A 16,827-nucleotide genomic window follows, 5' to 3' on the forward strand; every position below is an offset into this window, starting at 1 on the left:
GGCCGTGGAACCGAATTGGCTCTTACTCGGCCTTCTCGTCGGCCTTCGGCTTGAAGTCCACGCCGGACTCCTTGCGCTGCTCCTTGGTAATCGGGGCGGGCGCGTCGGTCAGCGGGTCGACGCCGCCGCCGGACTTCGGGAACGCGATGACGTCGCGGATGGAATCGAAGCCGCCGAGCAGGGATACGATGCGGTCCCAGCCGAAGGCGATGCCGCCGTGCGGGGGTGCACCGAACGCGAACGCGTCGAGCAGGAAGCCGAACTTCTCGCGGGCCTCTTCCTCGCTGATGCCCATGACGTCGAAGACGCGCTCCTGCACGTCGCGCTGGTGAATACGGATCGAGCCGCCGCCGATCTCGTTGCCGTTGCAGACGATGTCGTAGGCGTACGCCAGTGCCTCGCCCGGATTCTTATCAAAGTTGTCCAAGTACTCCGGCTTCGGCGAGGTGAACGCGTGGTGGACGGCGGTCCACTTCGAGTGGCCGAGGGCGACGTCGCCGGACGCGGTGGCGTCCGCAGACGGCTCGAACAGCGGCGCGTCGACGACCCAGGTGAACGCCCAGTCGCCGTCCTTGATCAGGTCGAGCTTCTTCGCAATCTCGCCACGGGCAGCGCCGAGGAGCGCGCGGGAGGCCTTGGTTTCGCCCGCAGCGAAGAAGATGCAGTCGCCCGGCTTCGCACCGACGTGATCGGCAATGCCGGCCTTCTCCTCGTCCGTAATGTTCTTGGCCACCGGGCCGCCCAGGGAGCCGTCCTCCTGCACGAGGATGTAGGCCAGGCCCTTGGCGCCGCGCTGCTTGGCCCAGTCCTGCCACGCATCGAGCTGGCGACGCGGCTGGGAGGCGCCGCCGTCCATCACGACTGCGCCGACGTACTCAGCGTTGAAGACGCGGAAGGTGGTGTCCTTGAAAAACTCGGTGCAGTCCTGCAGCTGGATGTCAAAGCGCAGGTCCGGCTTGTCCGAGCCGTACTTCTCCATCGCGTCCTTGTAGGTCATGCGCGGGATCGGGGTGGTGATCTCGTAGCCGATCAGCTTCCACAGTTCCGTGACGATCTGCTCGGCCAGGGCGATGACGTCGTCCTGGTCCACGAAGCTCGCCTCGACGTCCAGCTGGGTGAACTCCGGCTGGCGGTCGGCGCGGAAGTCCTCGTCGCGGTAGCACCGCGCGATCTGGTAGTAGCGCTCCATGCCGGCGACCATGAGCAGCTGCTTGAACAGCTGCGGGGACTGCGGCAGCGCGTACCAGCTGCCCGGGCGGAGGCGGGCCGGGACGAGGAAGTCGCGGGCGCCCTCCGGGGTGGAGCGGGTCAGCGTCGGCGTCTCGATTTCGGTGAAGCCGTTTTCATCCAGCACGCGGCGGGCGGCCTGGTTCGCCTTCGCGCGCAGGCGCAGCGCGTTCGCCTGACGCTCGCGGCGCAGGTCCAGGTAGCGGTACTTCAGACGGGTCTCCTCGCCGACTTCGCTGGAGGAGGCGTCCTCGATCTGGAACGGCAGCGCGGCCGCCTTGTTCAGCACGGTGAGCTCGGAGACGTTGACCTCAATCTCGCCGGAGGCCAGGTTCGGGTTCTGCGAGCCCTCCGGGCGCGGTTCAACCACGCCGGTGACCTGGATGACGTACTCGCTGCGCAGGTCGTGCGCGGCCTCCGCCACCTCGGATTCGCGGAACACAACCTGCGCCAGGCCGGAACGGTCGCGCAGGTCGATGAAGATCACGCCGCCGTGGTCGCGGCGTCGGCCCACCCAACCGGTGAGCGTAACGGTCTGTCCATCGAGTTCTTTGCGGAGATCACCCGCAAGGTGAGTGCGCAGCACGGTCTCTTCCACGTCCTTCCACGTGAGGGCAAAACTTGAACGCCAAAAACTCTACCCGTAGGCGTCGTCAAGCGTTGAAGCGCCCCGTTTCGCTTCTTCTCTGCACGGCACAGGCGCGGGGATGCAGCGCTGCACGCGGTTTTTTGGCAAGATTTGCAGCATGACGTTTAAGAATGATTTTGGTCAGGGCCAAGGCCGCCGCGCGCAGACGAGTTCCGGCAGCGGCCGGGCCGGAGGCGGCGGCATCCCCATCGCGGTGGGCGGCGGCGGTATCGGCACGATCATTCTCCTGGCTATTGTGTTCTTCCTCAACGGCGGCCTGGGCGGGCTCACCGGCGGCTCTTCGGACCCGCAGGGCCAGTCCCAGCAAAGCCCCGGTGCCCAGGGCGACTACGACCTGAGCCACTGCGATGCCCCGGGCGCGGCGAACGAGTACGACGACTGCCGCGCGGAGGCCACCGCCCGCTCGGTCGACCAGGTGTGGGCCGAAGTCCTGCCAGCACAGGCGAACATTGAGTACACCCCCGCTGACATCAACCTGTTCCGCAGCGATGTCAGCACTGGCTGCGGGTACGCAACGGCCGATACCGGCCCGTTCTACTGTCCGAACGACACCACCGCGTACCTCGACGTGTCCTTCTTTGAGCAGCTCGGCCAGCTAGGCGGTTCCGACGGCGCGCTTTCCCAGGAGTACGTCACCGCGCACGAGATGGGCCACCACATTCAGAACCTCGAGGGCACGCTGGGCCTGAGCGATTACAAGAACCCTGGCGAGGACTCCGCCGCCGTGGCCATCGAGCTCCAGGCCGATTGCTACGCCGGCATCTGGGCCAAGCACGCCTCCGAGGGGCCGGACGCGGCGCTCGAGCCGATTACGGACGAGCAGCTCAACCAGGCAATTCAGACCGCGCAGGCGATCGGCGACGACAGCATCCAGCGCAAGTCCGGCGGCGATGTGGATCCGGATTCCTGGACCCACGGCTCCTCCGAGCAGCGCGCCGAGGCCTTCAAGTCCGGCTACACCACCGGCCAGATGTCCGCCTGCGACACGCTCAACCGCGGCGTCTACCAGGACGCCTAGAGCCACATCGCTTATCGACGCCCACGTGCCACCACCGCTACCCTCGTGGGCATGAGCGAAACGTCATCCCCCCAGAACCGAGCGGTGCCGTTTATGGCCGCGTTCAACGCCATTGAAGGCTTCCTGCGCGAGGAGTTAGGAGCAAAAAAGTCGGACTCCTTCAAGTGGATGACCAGGCAGGCGGCGAAGAAGGGCGTGGTGAGCCGCGACCAAGCTGACCTGCTTGTGGAGTACGCGGAGCTGCGCAACGCGATCTCACACGGCGAGTACCGCGACCTGCGCCCCATTGCAGAGCCGCTGCAGGAGACGGTGGAAGAGATTGAGCGTTTGCGCGACGCGCTGCTCACCCCGGCGCTGGCCCTCGAAGTGGTCCAGACGCAAGCCGTGATTACGTTCGCCCCGGACGACGACATCCGGGAGCCACTGCGCGCGCTGCGGGAGACCGGCCACAGGCAGTTCCCCGTCTACGACGCCGGCACCTGCGTCGGGTTGCTCACCACCAACGCGCTGGCTCGCTGGCTGGCGGGCGAACTGGACGCAAACAACCACCTCACCCCGACCACGGTCAAGGAAGTGCTCGATCTGTCGGGGCGGCACGACCAGCCGGTCTTCCTGCCGCGCTCCGTCACCGCCGCAGTAGCCGTTGATGCGCTGACCACGCCGCTGGACAGCGGCGCGCTCCCCCGCCTGGCCATCATCACCGAGTCCGGCTCACCCAGCCAGCGCCCCTTTGCGGTACTGGTGGCCACCGACATTCCTGCCCTGCTGGCGGCCCGCTAACCGCGACGATCAACGGAAAGGACACCCACGGATGCAGTTCGGCGTCTTTACCATCGGCGACGTCACCACCGACCCCACCAACGGCACGACCCCGACCGAGAAGCAGCGGATCGACGCGATGACGCAGATCGCGCTGAAGGCTGAGAAGGTCGGGCTCGATGTCTTCGCCACAGGCCAGCACCACAACCCGCCGTTCGTCCCTTCCTCCCCAACGACTCACCTGGCTTACATTGGTGCGAAGACCTCCCGCATCCTGCTCTCCACGGCAACCACGCTGATCACCACCACGGACCCGGTCAGGCTCTCCGAGGACTACTCCTTCCTGCAGAACCTGGTGGATGGCCGCATGGACCTCATGCTCGGGCGCGGTAACACCGGCCCCGTCTACCCCTGGTTTGGCAAGGACATCCGCAAGGGCATCCCGCTCGCGGTGGAGCACTACCACCTCCTGCGCAGGCTGTGGCGCGAGCAGAACGTCAACTGGGAGGGCACGTTCCGCACCCCGTTGCACGGGTTTACCACCACGCCCGCGCCGCTTGAGGGCGTGCCGCCATTCGTGTGGCACGGGTCCATCCGCTCGCCGCAGATCGCCGAGCAGGCGGCGTACTACGGCGACGGGTTCTTCCACAACAATATTTTTTGGAACAAGGAGCACACCGCGAAGATGGTGGGCATCTACCGTCGGCGCTTCGCCGCGTACGGGCACGGCGCGGCGGATCAGGCCATCGTCGGGCTCGGTGGCCAGGTGTACATCGCGGATTCTGAGGAACAGGCGAAACGCGAGTTCCGCCCATACTTTGACAACGCGCCCGTCTACGGCCACGGGCCCTCGCTGGAAGAGTTCACCGACATCACCCCGCTGACCGTCGGCACTCCCGAGATGGTCATCGAGCGCACAATGCAGTTCGCTGACTGGGTCGGGGACTACCAGCGCCAGCTGTTCCTCATTGACCACGCCGGGCTCCCACTCGAGGTGGTCCTCCACCAGATCGAGCACCTCGGCACGGAAGTGGTCCCTGAGCTGCGCAGACGGATGGAAGCGCGCCGCCCGGGCCACGTTCCGAGCGACCCGCCCACGTTTGCATCCCTCGCACGTGCAAAGCGCGATGGGAAGAATCTGGCGCACTTTCGCGTTTCACCCGGAGAAGCACAGGAGCAATCCGAGCACAAATAGTCGGGCGATATAGCAAAGGAGCACCCACCACAGCATGAAGCAGCTCATGGTAGTCACCGCGGGTCTGTCGCAGCCGTCCACCACGAGACAGGTGGCGGATGAGATCGCGGCGGCAGTACGCTCCGCCGTCGGCGGGCGTGGCGAAGACCTCGAGATCACCACGATCGAGGTCCGCGAGTACGCCACCGAGCTCACACAGCTCATGCTCACCGGGATGCCCTCCCCCAGGCTTGATCAGGTCAAACGAGACATGTCCGCCGCCGACGCCCTCGTCGCGGTCTCCCCGGTTTTTCAGGGCAGCTACAGCGGCCTGTTCAAGATGTTCTTCGACGCCCTGGACCCCAACGCGTTGACCGACATGCCCACCATCGTCGCCGCGACAGCAGGCTCTGAGCGCCATTCCCTCGTCACCGAATACGCGCTCCGCCCGCTGCTCACGTACCTGCACGCGACGGTGGTCCCCACCTCACTCTTCGCCGCCACTGCTGACTTCGGTGATGCCAACGGCGCCTCGTTCCAGCGGCGGATCAGCCGCGCTGCCAGCGAGCTCGCAGCGCGCATCGTCACCACCAGCGGCGCGGTCGAAGGATTGAGCGGCCCGCCGGAGGGCGTCACTCGCCGCACCGGCACGGACCCTGCCGAAGATTTCGTCCCGTTTTCCCAGCTGTTGGAAGGCCACACGGGGACGCGGAGCTAATCCCACGATGCGGTATCATCGCGCGCATGCCCCACAATACTGTTAGCGTCGTTGACCTTTTCAGCATCGGTATCGGTCCGTCGTCTTCGCACACGGTGGGCCCGATGCGCGCATCCCTCGCGTTCGTCGAACAACTCGGCGTGCTGCCCGCATTCGTCCGCGTGGAACTGCGCGGCTCCCTCGCCGCCACTGGCGTGGGCCACGGCACCGACCGCGCAACGCTGCTCGGCCTGGTTGGCTACACCCCCACGACCACGTCGGCCGACATCGCCCCGAAACCCGGCGACCCGGTGCCCGAACGCGGTATGATCTCGGGCCCTGCCGGCGAGGTCGAGTACGAGGTAACGTTTAACCCCACTCCGGTCTCGCAGCACCCGAACTGCCTCATCTTTGACGCCTGGGACGCCGACGGCAACCGCATCGCCACCCGCAAGGAGTACTACTCCGTCGGCGGCGGCTTCATCTTGGACCGCACCGGCATGGAGGAGCACCGCAACGAAGCCGGTGTGGCCACCGTCCGCGACAACGAGCCCGCGCCGTACGAGTTCAATGACGCGAAGACCCTCGTCGCACTCTGTGAAGAAAGCGGCCTGTCCATCGCTGAGCTCGTCCGCGCCAACGAAGAGGCGCTGCATGGCAAAGCGCTTCTCGACGCCCACCTCGACGCCGTCTGGGACGTCATGCAGGAATGCGTCGCCCACGGGTTGAAGACCGAGGGCACCCTGCCTGGCGGCCTCGGCGTGAAGCGCCGCGCCCACCGCCTCCACCGCCTGCTCACCGCGGAGTACGAGGAATCCACTGCCCGCGGCCTCGACGCCATGGAGTGGGTCAACCTCTACGCGCTTGCTGTGAATGAGGAAAACGCCGCCCACGGCCAGGTCGTCACCGCGCCCACGAACGGTGCCGCCGGCATCATCCCCGCGGTGATGCACTACTGCCGCGATTTCACCGACGGCGCGTTCACCCAGGAGCAAGCGCGAAACTTCCTGCTCACCGCTGGTGCGGTGGGCATCATCATCAAGACAAACGCGTCGATCTCCGGCGCCGAGGTCGGCTGTCAGGGCGAGGTCGGCTCAGCCTCCGCGATGGCCGCCGCCGGCATGTGCGCGGTCCTTGGCGGTACGCCGGCGCAGATTGAGAACGCGGCCGAGATCGCGCTCGAGCACAACCTCGGCCTCACGTGCGACCCGGTCGGCGGCCTGGTGCAGGTCCCGTGCATCGAGCGCAACGCCATCGGCGGGGTCAAGGCGATTAACGCAGCCCGGCTGGCCAAGCTTGGCGACGGCACCAACATCGTCACCCTCGACGACGTCGTCGAGACCATGGCGACGACCGGCCGCGACATGATGACCAAGTACAAGGAGACCTCGATGGGCGGCCTGGCAGTCCAGCTCGGGCTGCCAGTCAACATCACTGAGTGCTAGCGCAGCTGCGCGATGACCGCCTCGGCGCTGAGCGCCACGGTCTCCTGGCTGTGCGCGGCAAGGTCCTTGATCGCGATCTCGCCGGCCTCTAGCTCGCAGTCGCCGAGAACGAGCGCGTACTTGGCACCGGCGCGGTCGGCACCCTTCATGGCGCCCTTGAGCCCGCGGCCGCCGTAGGCCATGTCGGCGGAGACACCGGCGGCGCGGAGGGCGTCGATAAGCACTGCCATGCGCGCCTGCGCGGCCTCGCCGATGCCGACACCGAACACGTCGACGCGGCGATCCACCCCGTCGAGAGTGACGCCCTCCGCCTCGAGCGCGAGCACGGCGCGGTCCACGCCGAGGCCGAAGCCGATGCCGGAGAGGTCCTGGCCACCGATCTGCGCCATGAGCCCGTCGTAGCGGCCGCCGCCACCGATGCCGGACTGCGCGCCGAGGCCGTCGTGGACGAACTCGAAGCAGGTCTTGGTGTAGTAGTCCAAGCCGCGGACCATGCGCGGGTTCACCACGTACTCCACGCCCATCTCGTCGAGGGAGGCGCGCACCTGGTCGAAGTGCTTGCGGCAGTCGTCATCGAGGTAGTCGAGCATGAGCGGGGCGTCCGCGGTCATTTCGCGGACCTTCTCGCGCTTGTCGTCAAGCACGCGCAGCGGGTTGATCTCAGCGCGGTGGCGGGTCTCCTCGTCCAGCGGAAGGGAGAACAGGAAGTCCTGTAGCTTCTGGCGGTATTCGGGGCGGCAGTTGCGGTCGCCCAGGCTGGTCAGCTCTAGACGGAACCCGGTCAAACCGATGGACCGGAAGCAGCGGTCCGCGAGCGCGATGACCTCCGCATCCAGCAGGGGGTCGTCCACACCGATCGCCTCCACGCCGACCTGCTGGAGCTGGCGGTAACGGCCGGCCTGCGGGCGCTCGTAGCGGAAGAACGGGCCGTAGTAGTTCAGCTTGACCGGCAGGTACCCGCGATCCAGGTTGTGCTCGATGACGGCGCGCATCACGCCCGCGGTGCCCTCCGGGCGCAGCGTGACCGAGCGGTCGCCACGGTCCGTAAAGGTGTACATCTCCTTGGACACCACGTCTGTGGACTCGCCAACGCCGCGGGCGAACAGCGTGGTGTCCTCGAAGACCGGCAGCTCAACGTGCTGGTACCCGGCCAGGTGAGCCTGCCGCGCGAACTCGTCGCGGACGCGGTGGAATGTCGCCGACTGCGGCGGCACGTAATCGGGCAGGCCCTTCGGGGCGGACAGCGGCTGGAACTTCTCGGTCTTCTTCGATTCACTCACGGGTTCAAAGTTTAGCGGTCCGGGTTGGCCTGCAGCAGGAACGGGTTGGTCGCGCGCTCCTGCCCCATCACGGTGGTCGGCCCGTGGCCGGGCAGCACGACGCAAGCGTCGTCGAGGTCCCACACGGGGCCGCGGAGCGACGCGCGCATCGCGGCGGGGTCCGAGTGCTCGAAGTCCGTGCGGCCGATCGCGCCGCGGAACAGGACGTCGCCGGAGAAGACCAGCGGGCCGGTCTCCCCCGCCGTTTCCGTCTTTTCCTCCGCTGCGTCTTCCACGAGCAGCACAGATCCCGGCGAGTGCCCGGGGGCGTGTCGGACGGTAAAGGTGGTGTCGGCGAGGGTGAGCGAGTGGGCGTCGAGAAGCGATCGCACCTCGCGCGGGGGTTGCATCGACGTTGCGTCGAAGAGCTGGCGGGTCGAGTCCGGCAGGCCGAGGCCGCCGTCGAGCATGAACTCGTCGTCTGGGTGGATGTACACCGGGACATCGAAACGGGCGGCGTCCCGCGTGTGGTCAAGGTGGCCGTGGGTGCACACCACGGCGGCAAGCGTCGCCTGCTCGCGGGTGAGAAACTCAGTGACGGGCTCGTAGGCGCCCATTCCGGGGTCGATCACCACCGCTTCGCGTGACTCCTCCGAAAGGAGCACGTAGCAGTTGGTTTGGAACGGGCCTGCGGCAAAACCTGAAAGCTTCATACGGCAATAATAAAGCGGGCGCCCGACCCAGTGGCCGGAAACGCCCGCGCGCGGGGAGCAGACTTGCTTACTTCAGCGCGTCCTCTGCTGCCAGGTAGTCCGGCTCGGTGGTGATCTCGGAGACGAGCTCGGTGTGGATGACCTTGTGGTCAGCGTCCGTCACCACGACGGCGCGAGCGCACAGGCCCTTGAGCGGGGAGCCCTCGAGGGTCAGGCCGAAATCATCGGCGAAGGAGGAACGGAACGCGGACAGCGCCTCGACGCTCTCGATGCCCTCGGCGGCACAGAAACGCTGCTGCGCGAACGGCAGGTCCTTGGAGATGCACAGGACCTCGGTGTTGTCCAGGGACGCGGCGAGCTCGTTGAACTTGCGCACGGAGTTCGCGCACACGCCGGTGTCCAGGGACGGGAAGATGTTCAGGACGAGGCGCTTGCCCGAGTAGTCCGCCAGGGACTTCTCGCTCAGGTCGCCCGCGACGAGCGTTGCGTTGGGCAGCGCGTCGCCGACCTTGGGCAGCTCGCCGGAAGTAGTGGTCTCATTGCCTTCAAAAGTAACGGTAGCCATGGGCGCGATTCTATGGACGCGAGTCAGGCCTCGCAAGGGTTGATCAAGCGGCGGCCCAAGCACTGCTAGGCTTAAGCCCCGAAATTCACCTGCCGAGCGCACCAGCGCTTAGCGACGCTACGCAACACACAAGTGAGGTATCTCAGGTGGCCGACAACCAAAAACGGGGCGAAGAAGCCCTCACCCACCTCAAGCGCGAGCTTGATTCCCGCGACCGCAAGGAGAAGTCCAAGCCGCTCACCGTGGCGGCGCTGTCCGCAGTGGTGATTGCCGTGGTCGGCGGCGGCATCTACTTCGCCGCGACGCAGAATGACGGAAGCGAGGACGTCACGGCCCAGGACGCCACCGCTTCCTCGGAAGCCGCCGAGTCCTCCGAGACCGAGCCCAGCATCGACCCCAACCAGTTCGAAGCGGTTGCCACCGAGCGCGCGACGGCGCTGCCCGCGACCGTGTCCTGCTCGTACAACGACAGCCCACAGGCTGGCGAAGGTGAGGCAGAGGCTGGCAAGCCGAAGACCGACAACGTCTCCACGGAGGGCAAGGTCAACGTCGAGCTGGACACCAGCGCAGGCCCGATCGGCATGGAGCTGGACCGCAGCGTCTCGCCCTGTACCGTCAACGCCATCGAGCACCTGGCCTCGGAAAAGTACTTCGACGGCAGTGTGTGCCACCGCCTGACCACCAACGAAGGCCTCAAGGTCCTCCAGTGCGGCGACCCGTCCGGCACCGGCTCGGGCGGACCTGGCTTCCAATTTGCCAATGAGTTCCCCACCGACGAGGCCCTCGAGTCCGTCGACGAATCCCAACTCCAGATCCCCGAAGGCGTCTCCGACGAGGAGAAGGAACAGTACAAGTCCATGGCGCTACAGCAGGATCAGAAGCGTTACCCGCGCGGCTCCATCGCGATGGCCAACGCTGGCGTGGGCACGAACGGTTCGCAGTTCTTCCTCAACTACGGCGATTCCATCCTGCCTCCGATGTACACCTACTTTGGCCAGATCAACCAGGAGGGCCTTGACACCCTCGACGCGATCGCCGAGAAGGGTACTGAGGACGGTGGCCACGACGGCGCGCCCGCCGAAGAGGTCAAAATCAATTCCGCTACTGTCAAGTAGCGCGCGCGATACCTTCTGGTATCGTTGCTCGTGCCGCCAGACACTCTTGAGCGCACCCGACATGACACAAAACGCACGTGAGCAGTTCATTTAAAGTTCATCTTGCGTTGCGAGAACATTGAAGAAATGCCGGGAAAACTGTTGCGTACCCTTTGGTGTCTGGCTAAGGTAATCAACGTTCAATCGAAGATCTCCGAAAGATAGGGAATCAGATGCAGTTCCGCAAGGGCCTCCTCGCCGCCGCAACCGCAGCAGCTGTCATGTCCACCGGCGCAGTTGCAGCTACCGCTGACACCACGGTCACCACCCGCACCACCACCCCGACGGCGACCGCCAAGGCTGAGCCGACCGAAACCACCAAGGCCGAGCCGACCAAGACCACCGAGTCGAAGCCGACCACGACCTCCAAGCCGTCCAACGGCCCGAAGGTCAAGACCGGCGACAACAACAAGAAGGACGAGGGTTCCTCCGTCAAGGACATGTCCCCGTCCGAGATCCGCGACTGGATCGCAGTGTTCACCGCCGTCATCGGCGCTCTGGGCACCCTGTTCGCGTTCCTGGACAAGTACCTGCGCGCGTAATTGCGGAGTCACCGCGCACCCTTGGGCGCGTGAGCACAGCCCGGCCCCTGCGGCCGGGCTTTTTGCTTGCGATGCTCTGCCCTGCCCGCCGACTCAACGAGTGCCTCGCTCGGCGTCATGAGCGGGTTTGGCCAACTTGACGAGAATCGGGTGACGAAGACGTCGCGATTCTCGCATCTTCGTCAACCCAATCTCGTCAAGTAGGCGCTGATTGGGTGGTAGAGCCTGTTGGAGGCCCAGCGCATCGCTGCTGCCGCCCCAGGATCGAGCGTTCTTCTGGGACTGAGCGTACCATCCTCCGAAAGCGCCGCCCCTCTCAGAACATCGAGAGAAGGACGGCGCCGCTGCGGCAGGTTGGGTCCCCTACGGGGAGGCTGCTAGGAAAGCTTTGCGATCGGGCCAAGCACCTGGTCGATCGGACCTGCGAAGACGACGGCCAGCAGGCCGAGGAGGGCGAGCACACCTGCAACGGCGCCCATGATGGTGCCCAGGTTTGCGGTGCTGCCGTCCTGCGCACCCTGCTCGTCGCCCGGCGTCGGCTCCTCGGACGGCTTGGGCTCCTCGGACGGCGCAGGCTTCTCGCTCGGCGCCGGCTCCTCGGACGGCTTCGGGTCAGCGGCCGCGACGGTAACCGGAACCGTCAGCTCGGTGCCAGCGTCGGTGGTGATGGTCAGCGTCTGCTCGCCTGCGGCCTCGGCCGGGATGGCGATGTCCACAGTCGCGCGGCCCTGCTCACCCAGGCCGTTGTCCGCCTTGGTGGTGGAGGCGTCGATGTCGGCGGTCGCGGTGGCGTCGCCAAGCGTGACGGTGGCCTGCTTTGCCATCGGCTCCCCCTCGGACGAGTAGTTGAGAGAGGAGAGCTTGATGGAGGCGGTGGTGCCTGCCTTCAGCTCCTCCGGCAGGACCACGCCGACGTCCTTCTGGCCCTTGCGCACGCCAACTTCGTCGGACTTCAGGTAGTCAACGAACGCCTGCAGGTCGTTGTAGCCAACGTTGAGCAGGTCGCGGACGTCGTCCGGGTTCACAAAGTTGTCGCCGCCAGCGAACAGGAAGGAGGAACCTGCAATGCGGTAGTCCTTGTCGTCCTCGAGCGGCTGACCGTCAATGGTTACGGAGGTGATGCGCTCACCGGTCTCAGCCTCCGGGTTGTAGGTGTAGGCGACGTTGTTGGACAGGCCCATGTCCAGGCGTGGGCGGCCGGACTTCTCGGCGTCCTCCTTGCTCTGCCACTGACGCTCGAGGGCGTCCTTGATGGCCTTGCCGGACAAGGTTGCCACCGAGATGTCGTTGCCAAACGGCTGGACCTGGAAGGCCTCCTGGTAGGTCACGTCGCCGGCCTCGAGGTCCGCGCGGACGCCGCCAGCGTTCATGATGCCCAGGTCGATGTGCTCTTCGAGCGACTTGTCCATCGCGTACAGCGCGGACTCAGCGAGCATGTTGTTCGCGGTGGACTCGGTACCACGGTTCGAGCCGGTGTTCTCTCCGGGGTTGGAGCCACGCAGGTAGGTGTCCTGGACGTTGGCCACGACCTCCTCGCCGAGCTTGCCGGCTTCCGCCTTCGCCTCGTCGACGATCTTCTGCACCTCGGCGTCCGGGGTGATGTCCAGGGTGACCAGGGACTCGGCGTCGTACTGCTCGAACGCCGGTGCCTCGATCTCCCCGGTGGTCTTGTTGTAGGTGAAGTCCAGGTCCGTCACGACCTTGCCGTACTCCCAGGACTGTGCGTTCGGCACCGGGGCATCGGCGTTGACCACGTTCACGTGGCTGTCGCCGCCGAACATGAAGTCGACATACTCCGGGTCCAGCTTCGGCGCGCCGGTCTCAACCGGGTCGTGGATGAGGGCGACGACCACGTCGGCCTTCTTCTCATCCTTCAGCTTCTTCGCTTCCTTATTCACCTGCTTGGAGGAGTCGGTGAAGTTCAGGCCGGCGACATTGTCCGGGCTGGACTTGCTCTTGGTCAGGTTGGAGGTGGTGCCCACCAGCGCAACCTTCACGCCGTCAATCTCGACGATCTTCGAGGCCTCCAGGTCGCGGGAGCCGTCCTCCTTGAACACGTTCGCGCCGAGCTGGATGCCACCGGTGCCCGGATTGATGCGGTCAATCAGGTCCTTGTAGCCCTTATCAAACTCGTGGTTGCCAGCAGCGGAGCCCACGGTGCCAACGGCCTTGACAAAGTCCATGGTGTATTTGTCGTCCGAGATCGCGGAGATGAACGCCGAGCCGCCCTGGTTGTCTCCCGAGCTGGTGACGATGGTGTTGGCGTTCTTGTCTCGCAGGTAGTTGATGATGCCGGCGATGTTTGCGGCACCCATCTCGTCGCCCTTCTTCGGGGTGACCTCGCCTGTTTCCTTGTCCGTGGACAGGTTCGCCTCGAGGCGGCCGTGGAAGTCGGTGAAGTTAGCGATGCTAATCTGCACCTTCTCATCGTCCGCGGCAAAAGCCGGGACAGCGGTGACCACCAGCGCGGTCGACGTAGTTGCGGCGATCAGCGCGCCGGCGCGACGGAAAGAAAACACTTGGAACTCCTCTGCGTGTGAAATAGGGGTCTCACTGTTTTCTAGCGCGAGATCAGCTCGCTCGCAGCACAACGTACGTACTGTGACAGGTCGGCCTTGAGATTCAAGGCGGACGTCGCCAAGAATTCACCCGCTGTTCAACTTCGGCACGCAGAGCGCGCTTTACGACGTCACCCTGTAGATGTCGTAGACGCCCTCCACGTTCCGCAACTGATTCATCAGCGCGCCCAGCTGCTTCGTGTCGGACACCTCGATGGTGAACCGTACGTTAGCGATCCGGTCGTCCGAAGCCTGGGAAGACAGCGCCAAGATCGGGAGGTTCTGGTCCGTCATGACGCCGGTGAGCTCTGCGAGCAGCCCGTGGCGGTCCAGTGCCTCGACCTGGAGGGTGGCCAGCGAGGCACCGCCTGCCGTGGATTTTGTGGACCACGCGACGTCGATAAGCCGCTCCGGCTCCTCACGCAACTTGGCCGCATTGGTGCAGTCGGTGCGGTGGACCGAGACTCCCCCGCCGCGGGTGACAAAGCCGAAGATCTCATCACCTGGCACCGGTTGACAACACTTGGCCAACTTCGCCATGACGTCTGGGCTCCCCTGCACGAGGATACCGCTGGCGGACTCGCGCGGATCCCGCCGCACCAGTTCCGACATCGGGGCGCGGTCCGCGAGCGCATCGACCGCGTCCTCCTCGTTGCCAAACAGGTCGACGAACATTTTGCCCACGTGCTGCGCGGAGACGTGACCGGCTCCGATCGCGGTATACAGGGCGTCCACATCCGGGTAGTGCAGCTGCTTGGCCACCCTGCGCATCGACTCCGCCGTGAACAGGCGGTACATGGGCAGCCCTCCGCGCTGCACCTCCGCGGCCAGCGCGTCGCGCCCCGCCTCCAGGTGCTCCTCGCGGCGCTCCTTGGCAAACCACTGGCGGATCTTCGTCTTCGCTCGCGGCGAGACCACGAAGTCCTGCCAGTCCCGGCTCGGGCCGGCGTTTTGGTCCTTGGAGGTAAAGATCTCCACCCGGTCGCCGGATTCCAGTTTGGTCTCCAAGGCCACGAGTTTGCCGTTGACCTTCGCACCAATGCACCGGTGCCCCACCTCCGTGTGCACGGCGTAGGCGAAGTCGACCGGGGTGGACCCCGCTGGCAAGTTCACCACGTCGCCCTTCGGGGTGAACGCGAAGAGCTGCTGGCTGGTCAGGTCGTAGCGCAGCGAATCAAGGAACTCGTCCGGGTCAGCCGCTTCCTTCTGCCAGTCCAGAAGCTGGCGCATCCACGCCATCTCATCCACTTCGTTCTGGTTGCCCTTGTGGGAGCCCTTCGTCTCCTTGTAGCGCCAGTGCGCCGCAACCCCGTACTCGGCGTTGTAGTGCATATCGTGGGTGCGCACCTGCACCTCGAGCGGGCGGCCCGTGTCCGTCATCACCGTAGTATGCAGCGACTGGTAGACGCCGAAACGTGGGTTGGAGATATAGTCCTTGAACCGTCCGGGCATGGCCGAGTACAGGGCGTGGACGACGCCGACCGCGGCATAGCAATCGTGCACCGTATCCACCAGGACGCGGATGCCCACCAGGTCGAAGATCTCGTTGAACTCGTGTCCCCGCACCACCATCTTCTGGTAGATGGACCAGTAGTGCTTCGGGCGCCCCATCACCTCGGCCTCGATACCGTTCGCCTTCAGCTCAGACTGGATCTGTTCCGTGAGCTCTTGAAGCGCCCGGTCACGCGAGGGGGCCCGATCCGCCACGAGGCGTACGATCTCCTCGTACTTCTTCGGGTACAGGATTGCAAAGGCCAGGTCCTCCAGCTCCCACTTCACCGACGCCATGCCGAGGCGGTGTGCCAACGGCGCGATGACGTCGAGCGTCTCCTTCGCCTTCTTCGCCTGCTTCTCAGGTGGGAGGAAGCGCATCGTGCGCATATTGTGCAGGCGGTCCGCCACCTTAATCACCAGCACGCGCGGGTCCTTCGCCATGGCGACGATCATCTTCCGTATCGTCTCCGCTTCTGCGGCCTTGCCCAGCTCCACCTTGTCCAGCTTGGTTACCCCGTCTACCAGGCGGGCCACCTCCGGACCGAAATCAGCCGTCAGGTCGTCCAGGGCGTAGTCGGTGTCCTCCACCGTATCGTGCAGCAGCGCCGCGACCACGGTGGTGGTGTCCATGCCGATCTCGGAGCAGATCGTCGCCACAGCGAGGGGGTGGGTGATGTAGGGGTCGCCGGATTTGCGGAACACGCCCTCATGCAAGCGCTCAGCGGTCCCATAGGCGCGGTTGAGCAGCTCGACGCTGGCCTTCGGGTGGTACTTCCGGTGAATAGACAGCAGCGGGTCCAGGACCGGGTTAATCTTCGGGCGCCCGCCGCCCGTGAGCGAGCGCGCCAGCCGCGCGGAGACGCTACGCACCGTTTGACCTGAGCGCTTAGAAGTTTTCTCGTGCGACACCGGGGCCTCCCGCCAGACTCTGAACCAGACTGCACACCGAGACGAAACTCAGTGTAAGCGTCTGATTCTAGTCGCTTCAGCGCCCTCCGTCGTCCAAAACCACCAACGGGGCGTCGCCAAGGCGCTCGCGGCCGCCGAGCCCGTCCACTTCGAGCACGACCACGTAGCCGACGACTTTGCCGCCTGCGCGCTCAATGAGGTTGGTGGCGGCCACGAGCGTGCCACCGGTGGCGAGGACATCGTCGACAAGTACGACGCGCTTCCCCTCAAGCTGCATGCCGTCTTCGGGGATCTCGAGCGCCGCCGTGCTGTACTCGGTCTGGTACTCCTGGGTGATCACCGGCGGTGGCAGCTTGCCCTGCTTGCGGATGGCCAGGATGCCAACGCCCATGTCGAAGGCGACAGCGGAGCCAAGGAGGAAGCCGCGGGCATCCAGGCCGCCGATGATGTCGCCGCCGAGCTGCTTGCTGGCCTCAGCCATTTCGCGGATGACGGCGTTGAGCGCGTCGGCGTCGGCAAGCACCGGCGTGAGGTCCTCGAACAACACGCCCTCGGTTGGAAAGTCGGGTACGCGGCGTACCTTGTCAGCGAGCGCTTCCTGCGCGGACGAATACTTGTTGTCTGTCTTAGCCATGGGCCGGGGCATCCTCGTTTTCAGAGTGTT

14 protein-coding genes are annotated in these 16,827 nt (G+C 65.5%); 7 read left to right on the forward strand and 7 right to left on the reverse strand.

The window, feature by feature from the left end:
* Window positions 1–22: 22 nt before the first annotated feature.
* Complete coding sequence (gene aspS, locus CKJ82_RS00815; RefSeq protein WP_095276754.1) at window positions 23–1,813, reverse strand: aspartate--tRNA ligase; 1,791 nt, start codon at window positions 1,811–1,813, stop codon at window positions 23–25.
* Window positions 1,814–1,973: 160 nt separating this feature from the next.
* Here aspS and ypfJ point away from each other — a divergent pair, with 160 nt between their 5' ends.
* Genes ypfJ through CKJ82_RS00840 form a run of 5 tightly spaced genes read left to right on the forward strand, consistent with a single transcriptional unit; the run spans window position 1,974 to window position 6,969 of the window.
* A complete protein-coding gene (gene ypfJ / locus CKJ82_RS00820) occupies window positions 1,974–2,894 on the forward strand; it encodes a KPN_02809 family neutral zinc metallopeptidase (protein WP_095536838.1) in 921 nt (306 codons plus the stop codon).
* A 51-nt stretch (window positions 2,895–2,945) separates the two neighbouring features.
* Window positions 2,946–3,674, forward strand: a complete 729-nt coding sequence (locus tag CKJ82_RS00825; protein ID WP_095536648.1) for a CBS domain-containing protein — start codon at window positions 2,946–2,948, stop codon at window positions 3,672–3,674.
* A gap of 31 nt (window positions 3,675–3,705) precedes the next feature.
* Window positions 3,706–4,848 carry an LLM class flavin-dependent oxidoreductase gene (locus tag CKJ82_RS00830; protein ID WP_095536649.1) on the forward strand — a complete coding sequence of 381 codons (1,143 nt, stop codon included), beginning with the start codon at window positions 3,706–3,708 and terminating at the stop codon, window positions 4,846–4,848.
* A 34-nt stretch (window positions 4,849–4,882) separates the two neighbouring features.
* Window positions 4,883–5,545 carry an FMN reductase gene (locus CKJ82_RS00835; protein ID WP_095536650.1) on the forward strand — a complete coding sequence of 221 codons (663 nt, stop codon included), beginning with the start codon at window positions 4,883–4,885 and terminating at the stop codon, window positions 5,543–5,545.
* Between the two features lie 26 nt (window positions 5,546–5,571).
* Complete coding sequence (locus CKJ82_RS00840) at window positions 5,572–6,969, forward strand: L-serine ammonia-lyase (RefSeq protein WP_095536651.1); 1,398 nt, start codon at window positions 5,572–5,574, stop codon at window positions 6,967–6,969.
* Here the strand turns inward: CKJ82_RS00840 and hisS are convergent.
* The 3 genes from hisS to tpx form a co-directional block, all read right to left on the reverse strand.
* A complete protein-coding gene (gene hisS, locus CKJ82_RS00845) occupies window positions 6,966–8,249 on the reverse strand; it encodes a histidine--tRNA ligase (protein WP_095536652.1) in 1,284 nt (427 codons plus the stop codon). The genes CKJ82_RS00840 and hisS overlap by 4 nt on opposite strands.
* Window positions 8,250–8,260: 11 nt before the next feature.
* Window positions 8,261–8,941 carry an MBL fold metallo-hydrolase gene (locus CKJ82_RS00850; protein WP_095536653.1) on the reverse strand — a complete coding sequence of 227 codons (681 nt, stop codon included), beginning with the start codon at window positions 8,939–8,941 and terminating at the stop codon, window positions 8,261–8,263.
* A gap of 67 nt (window positions 8,942–9,008) precedes the next feature.
* Window positions 9,009–9,506 carry a thiol peroxidase gene (gene tpx, locus CKJ82_RS00855; RefSeq protein WP_095536654.1) on the reverse strand — a complete coding sequence of 166 codons (498 nt, stop codon included), beginning with the start codon at window positions 9,504–9,506 and terminating at the stop codon, window positions 9,009–9,011.
* 146 nt (window positions 9,507–9,652) lie between these two features.
* Here tpx and CKJ82_RS00860 point away from each other — a divergent pair, with 146 nt between their 5' ends.
* Both CKJ82_RS00860 and CKJ82_RS00865 read left to right on the forward strand, forming a co-directional pair.
* Entirely contained in the window at window positions 9,653–10,621 is a 969-nt protein-coding gene (locus CKJ82_RS00860) for a peptidylprolyl isomerase (protein WP_095536655.1), read from the forward strand.
* A gap of 212 nt (window positions 10,622–10,833) precedes the next feature.
* Window positions 10,834–11,202: a hypothetical protein gene (locus tag CKJ82_RS00865; RefSeq protein WP_095536656.1), complete on the forward strand. Its 369-nt coding sequence runs from the start codon at window positions 10,834–10,836 to the stop codon at window positions 11,200–11,202.
* A gap of 377 nt (window positions 11,203–11,579) precedes the next feature.
* On the opposite strand, the gene CKJ82_RS00870 is transcribed toward CKJ82_RS00865, so the two are convergent.
* The 3 genes from CKJ82_RS00870 to CKJ82_RS00880 all read right to left on the reverse strand — a co-directional run bounded on the left by CKJ82_RS00870 (window position 11,580) and on the right by CKJ82_RS00880 (window position 16,797).
* Window positions 11,580–13,721 carry a 5'-nucleotidase C-terminal domain-containing protein gene (locus CKJ82_RS00870; RefSeq protein WP_095536657.1) on the reverse strand — a complete coding sequence of 714 codons (2,142 nt, stop codon included), beginning with the start codon at window positions 13,719–13,721 and terminating at the stop codon, window positions 11,580–11,582.
* Window positions 13,722–13,883: 162 nt separating this feature from the next.
* On the reverse strand, window positions 13,884–16,163 hold the full coding sequence (locus tag CKJ82_RS00875; protein WP_095536658.1) for a RelA/SpoT family protein: 2,280 nt from the start codon (window positions 16,161–16,163) through the stop codon (window positions 13,884–13,886).
* 76 nt (window positions 16,164–16,239) lie between these two features.
* Complete coding sequence (locus tag CKJ82_RS00880) at window positions 16,240–16,797, reverse strand: adenine phosphoribosyltransferase (RefSeq protein ID WP_240510630.1); 558 nt, start codon at window positions 16,795–16,797, stop codon at window positions 16,240–16,242.
* Window positions 16,798–16,827: the final 30 nt, after the last annotated feature.

This window comes from Corynebacterium gottingense, assembly GCF_002285125.1.
GTDB classification, from domain to species: domain Bacteria; phylum Actinomycetota; class Actinomycetes; order Mycobacteriales; family Mycobacteriaceae; genus Corynebacterium; species Corynebacterium gottingense.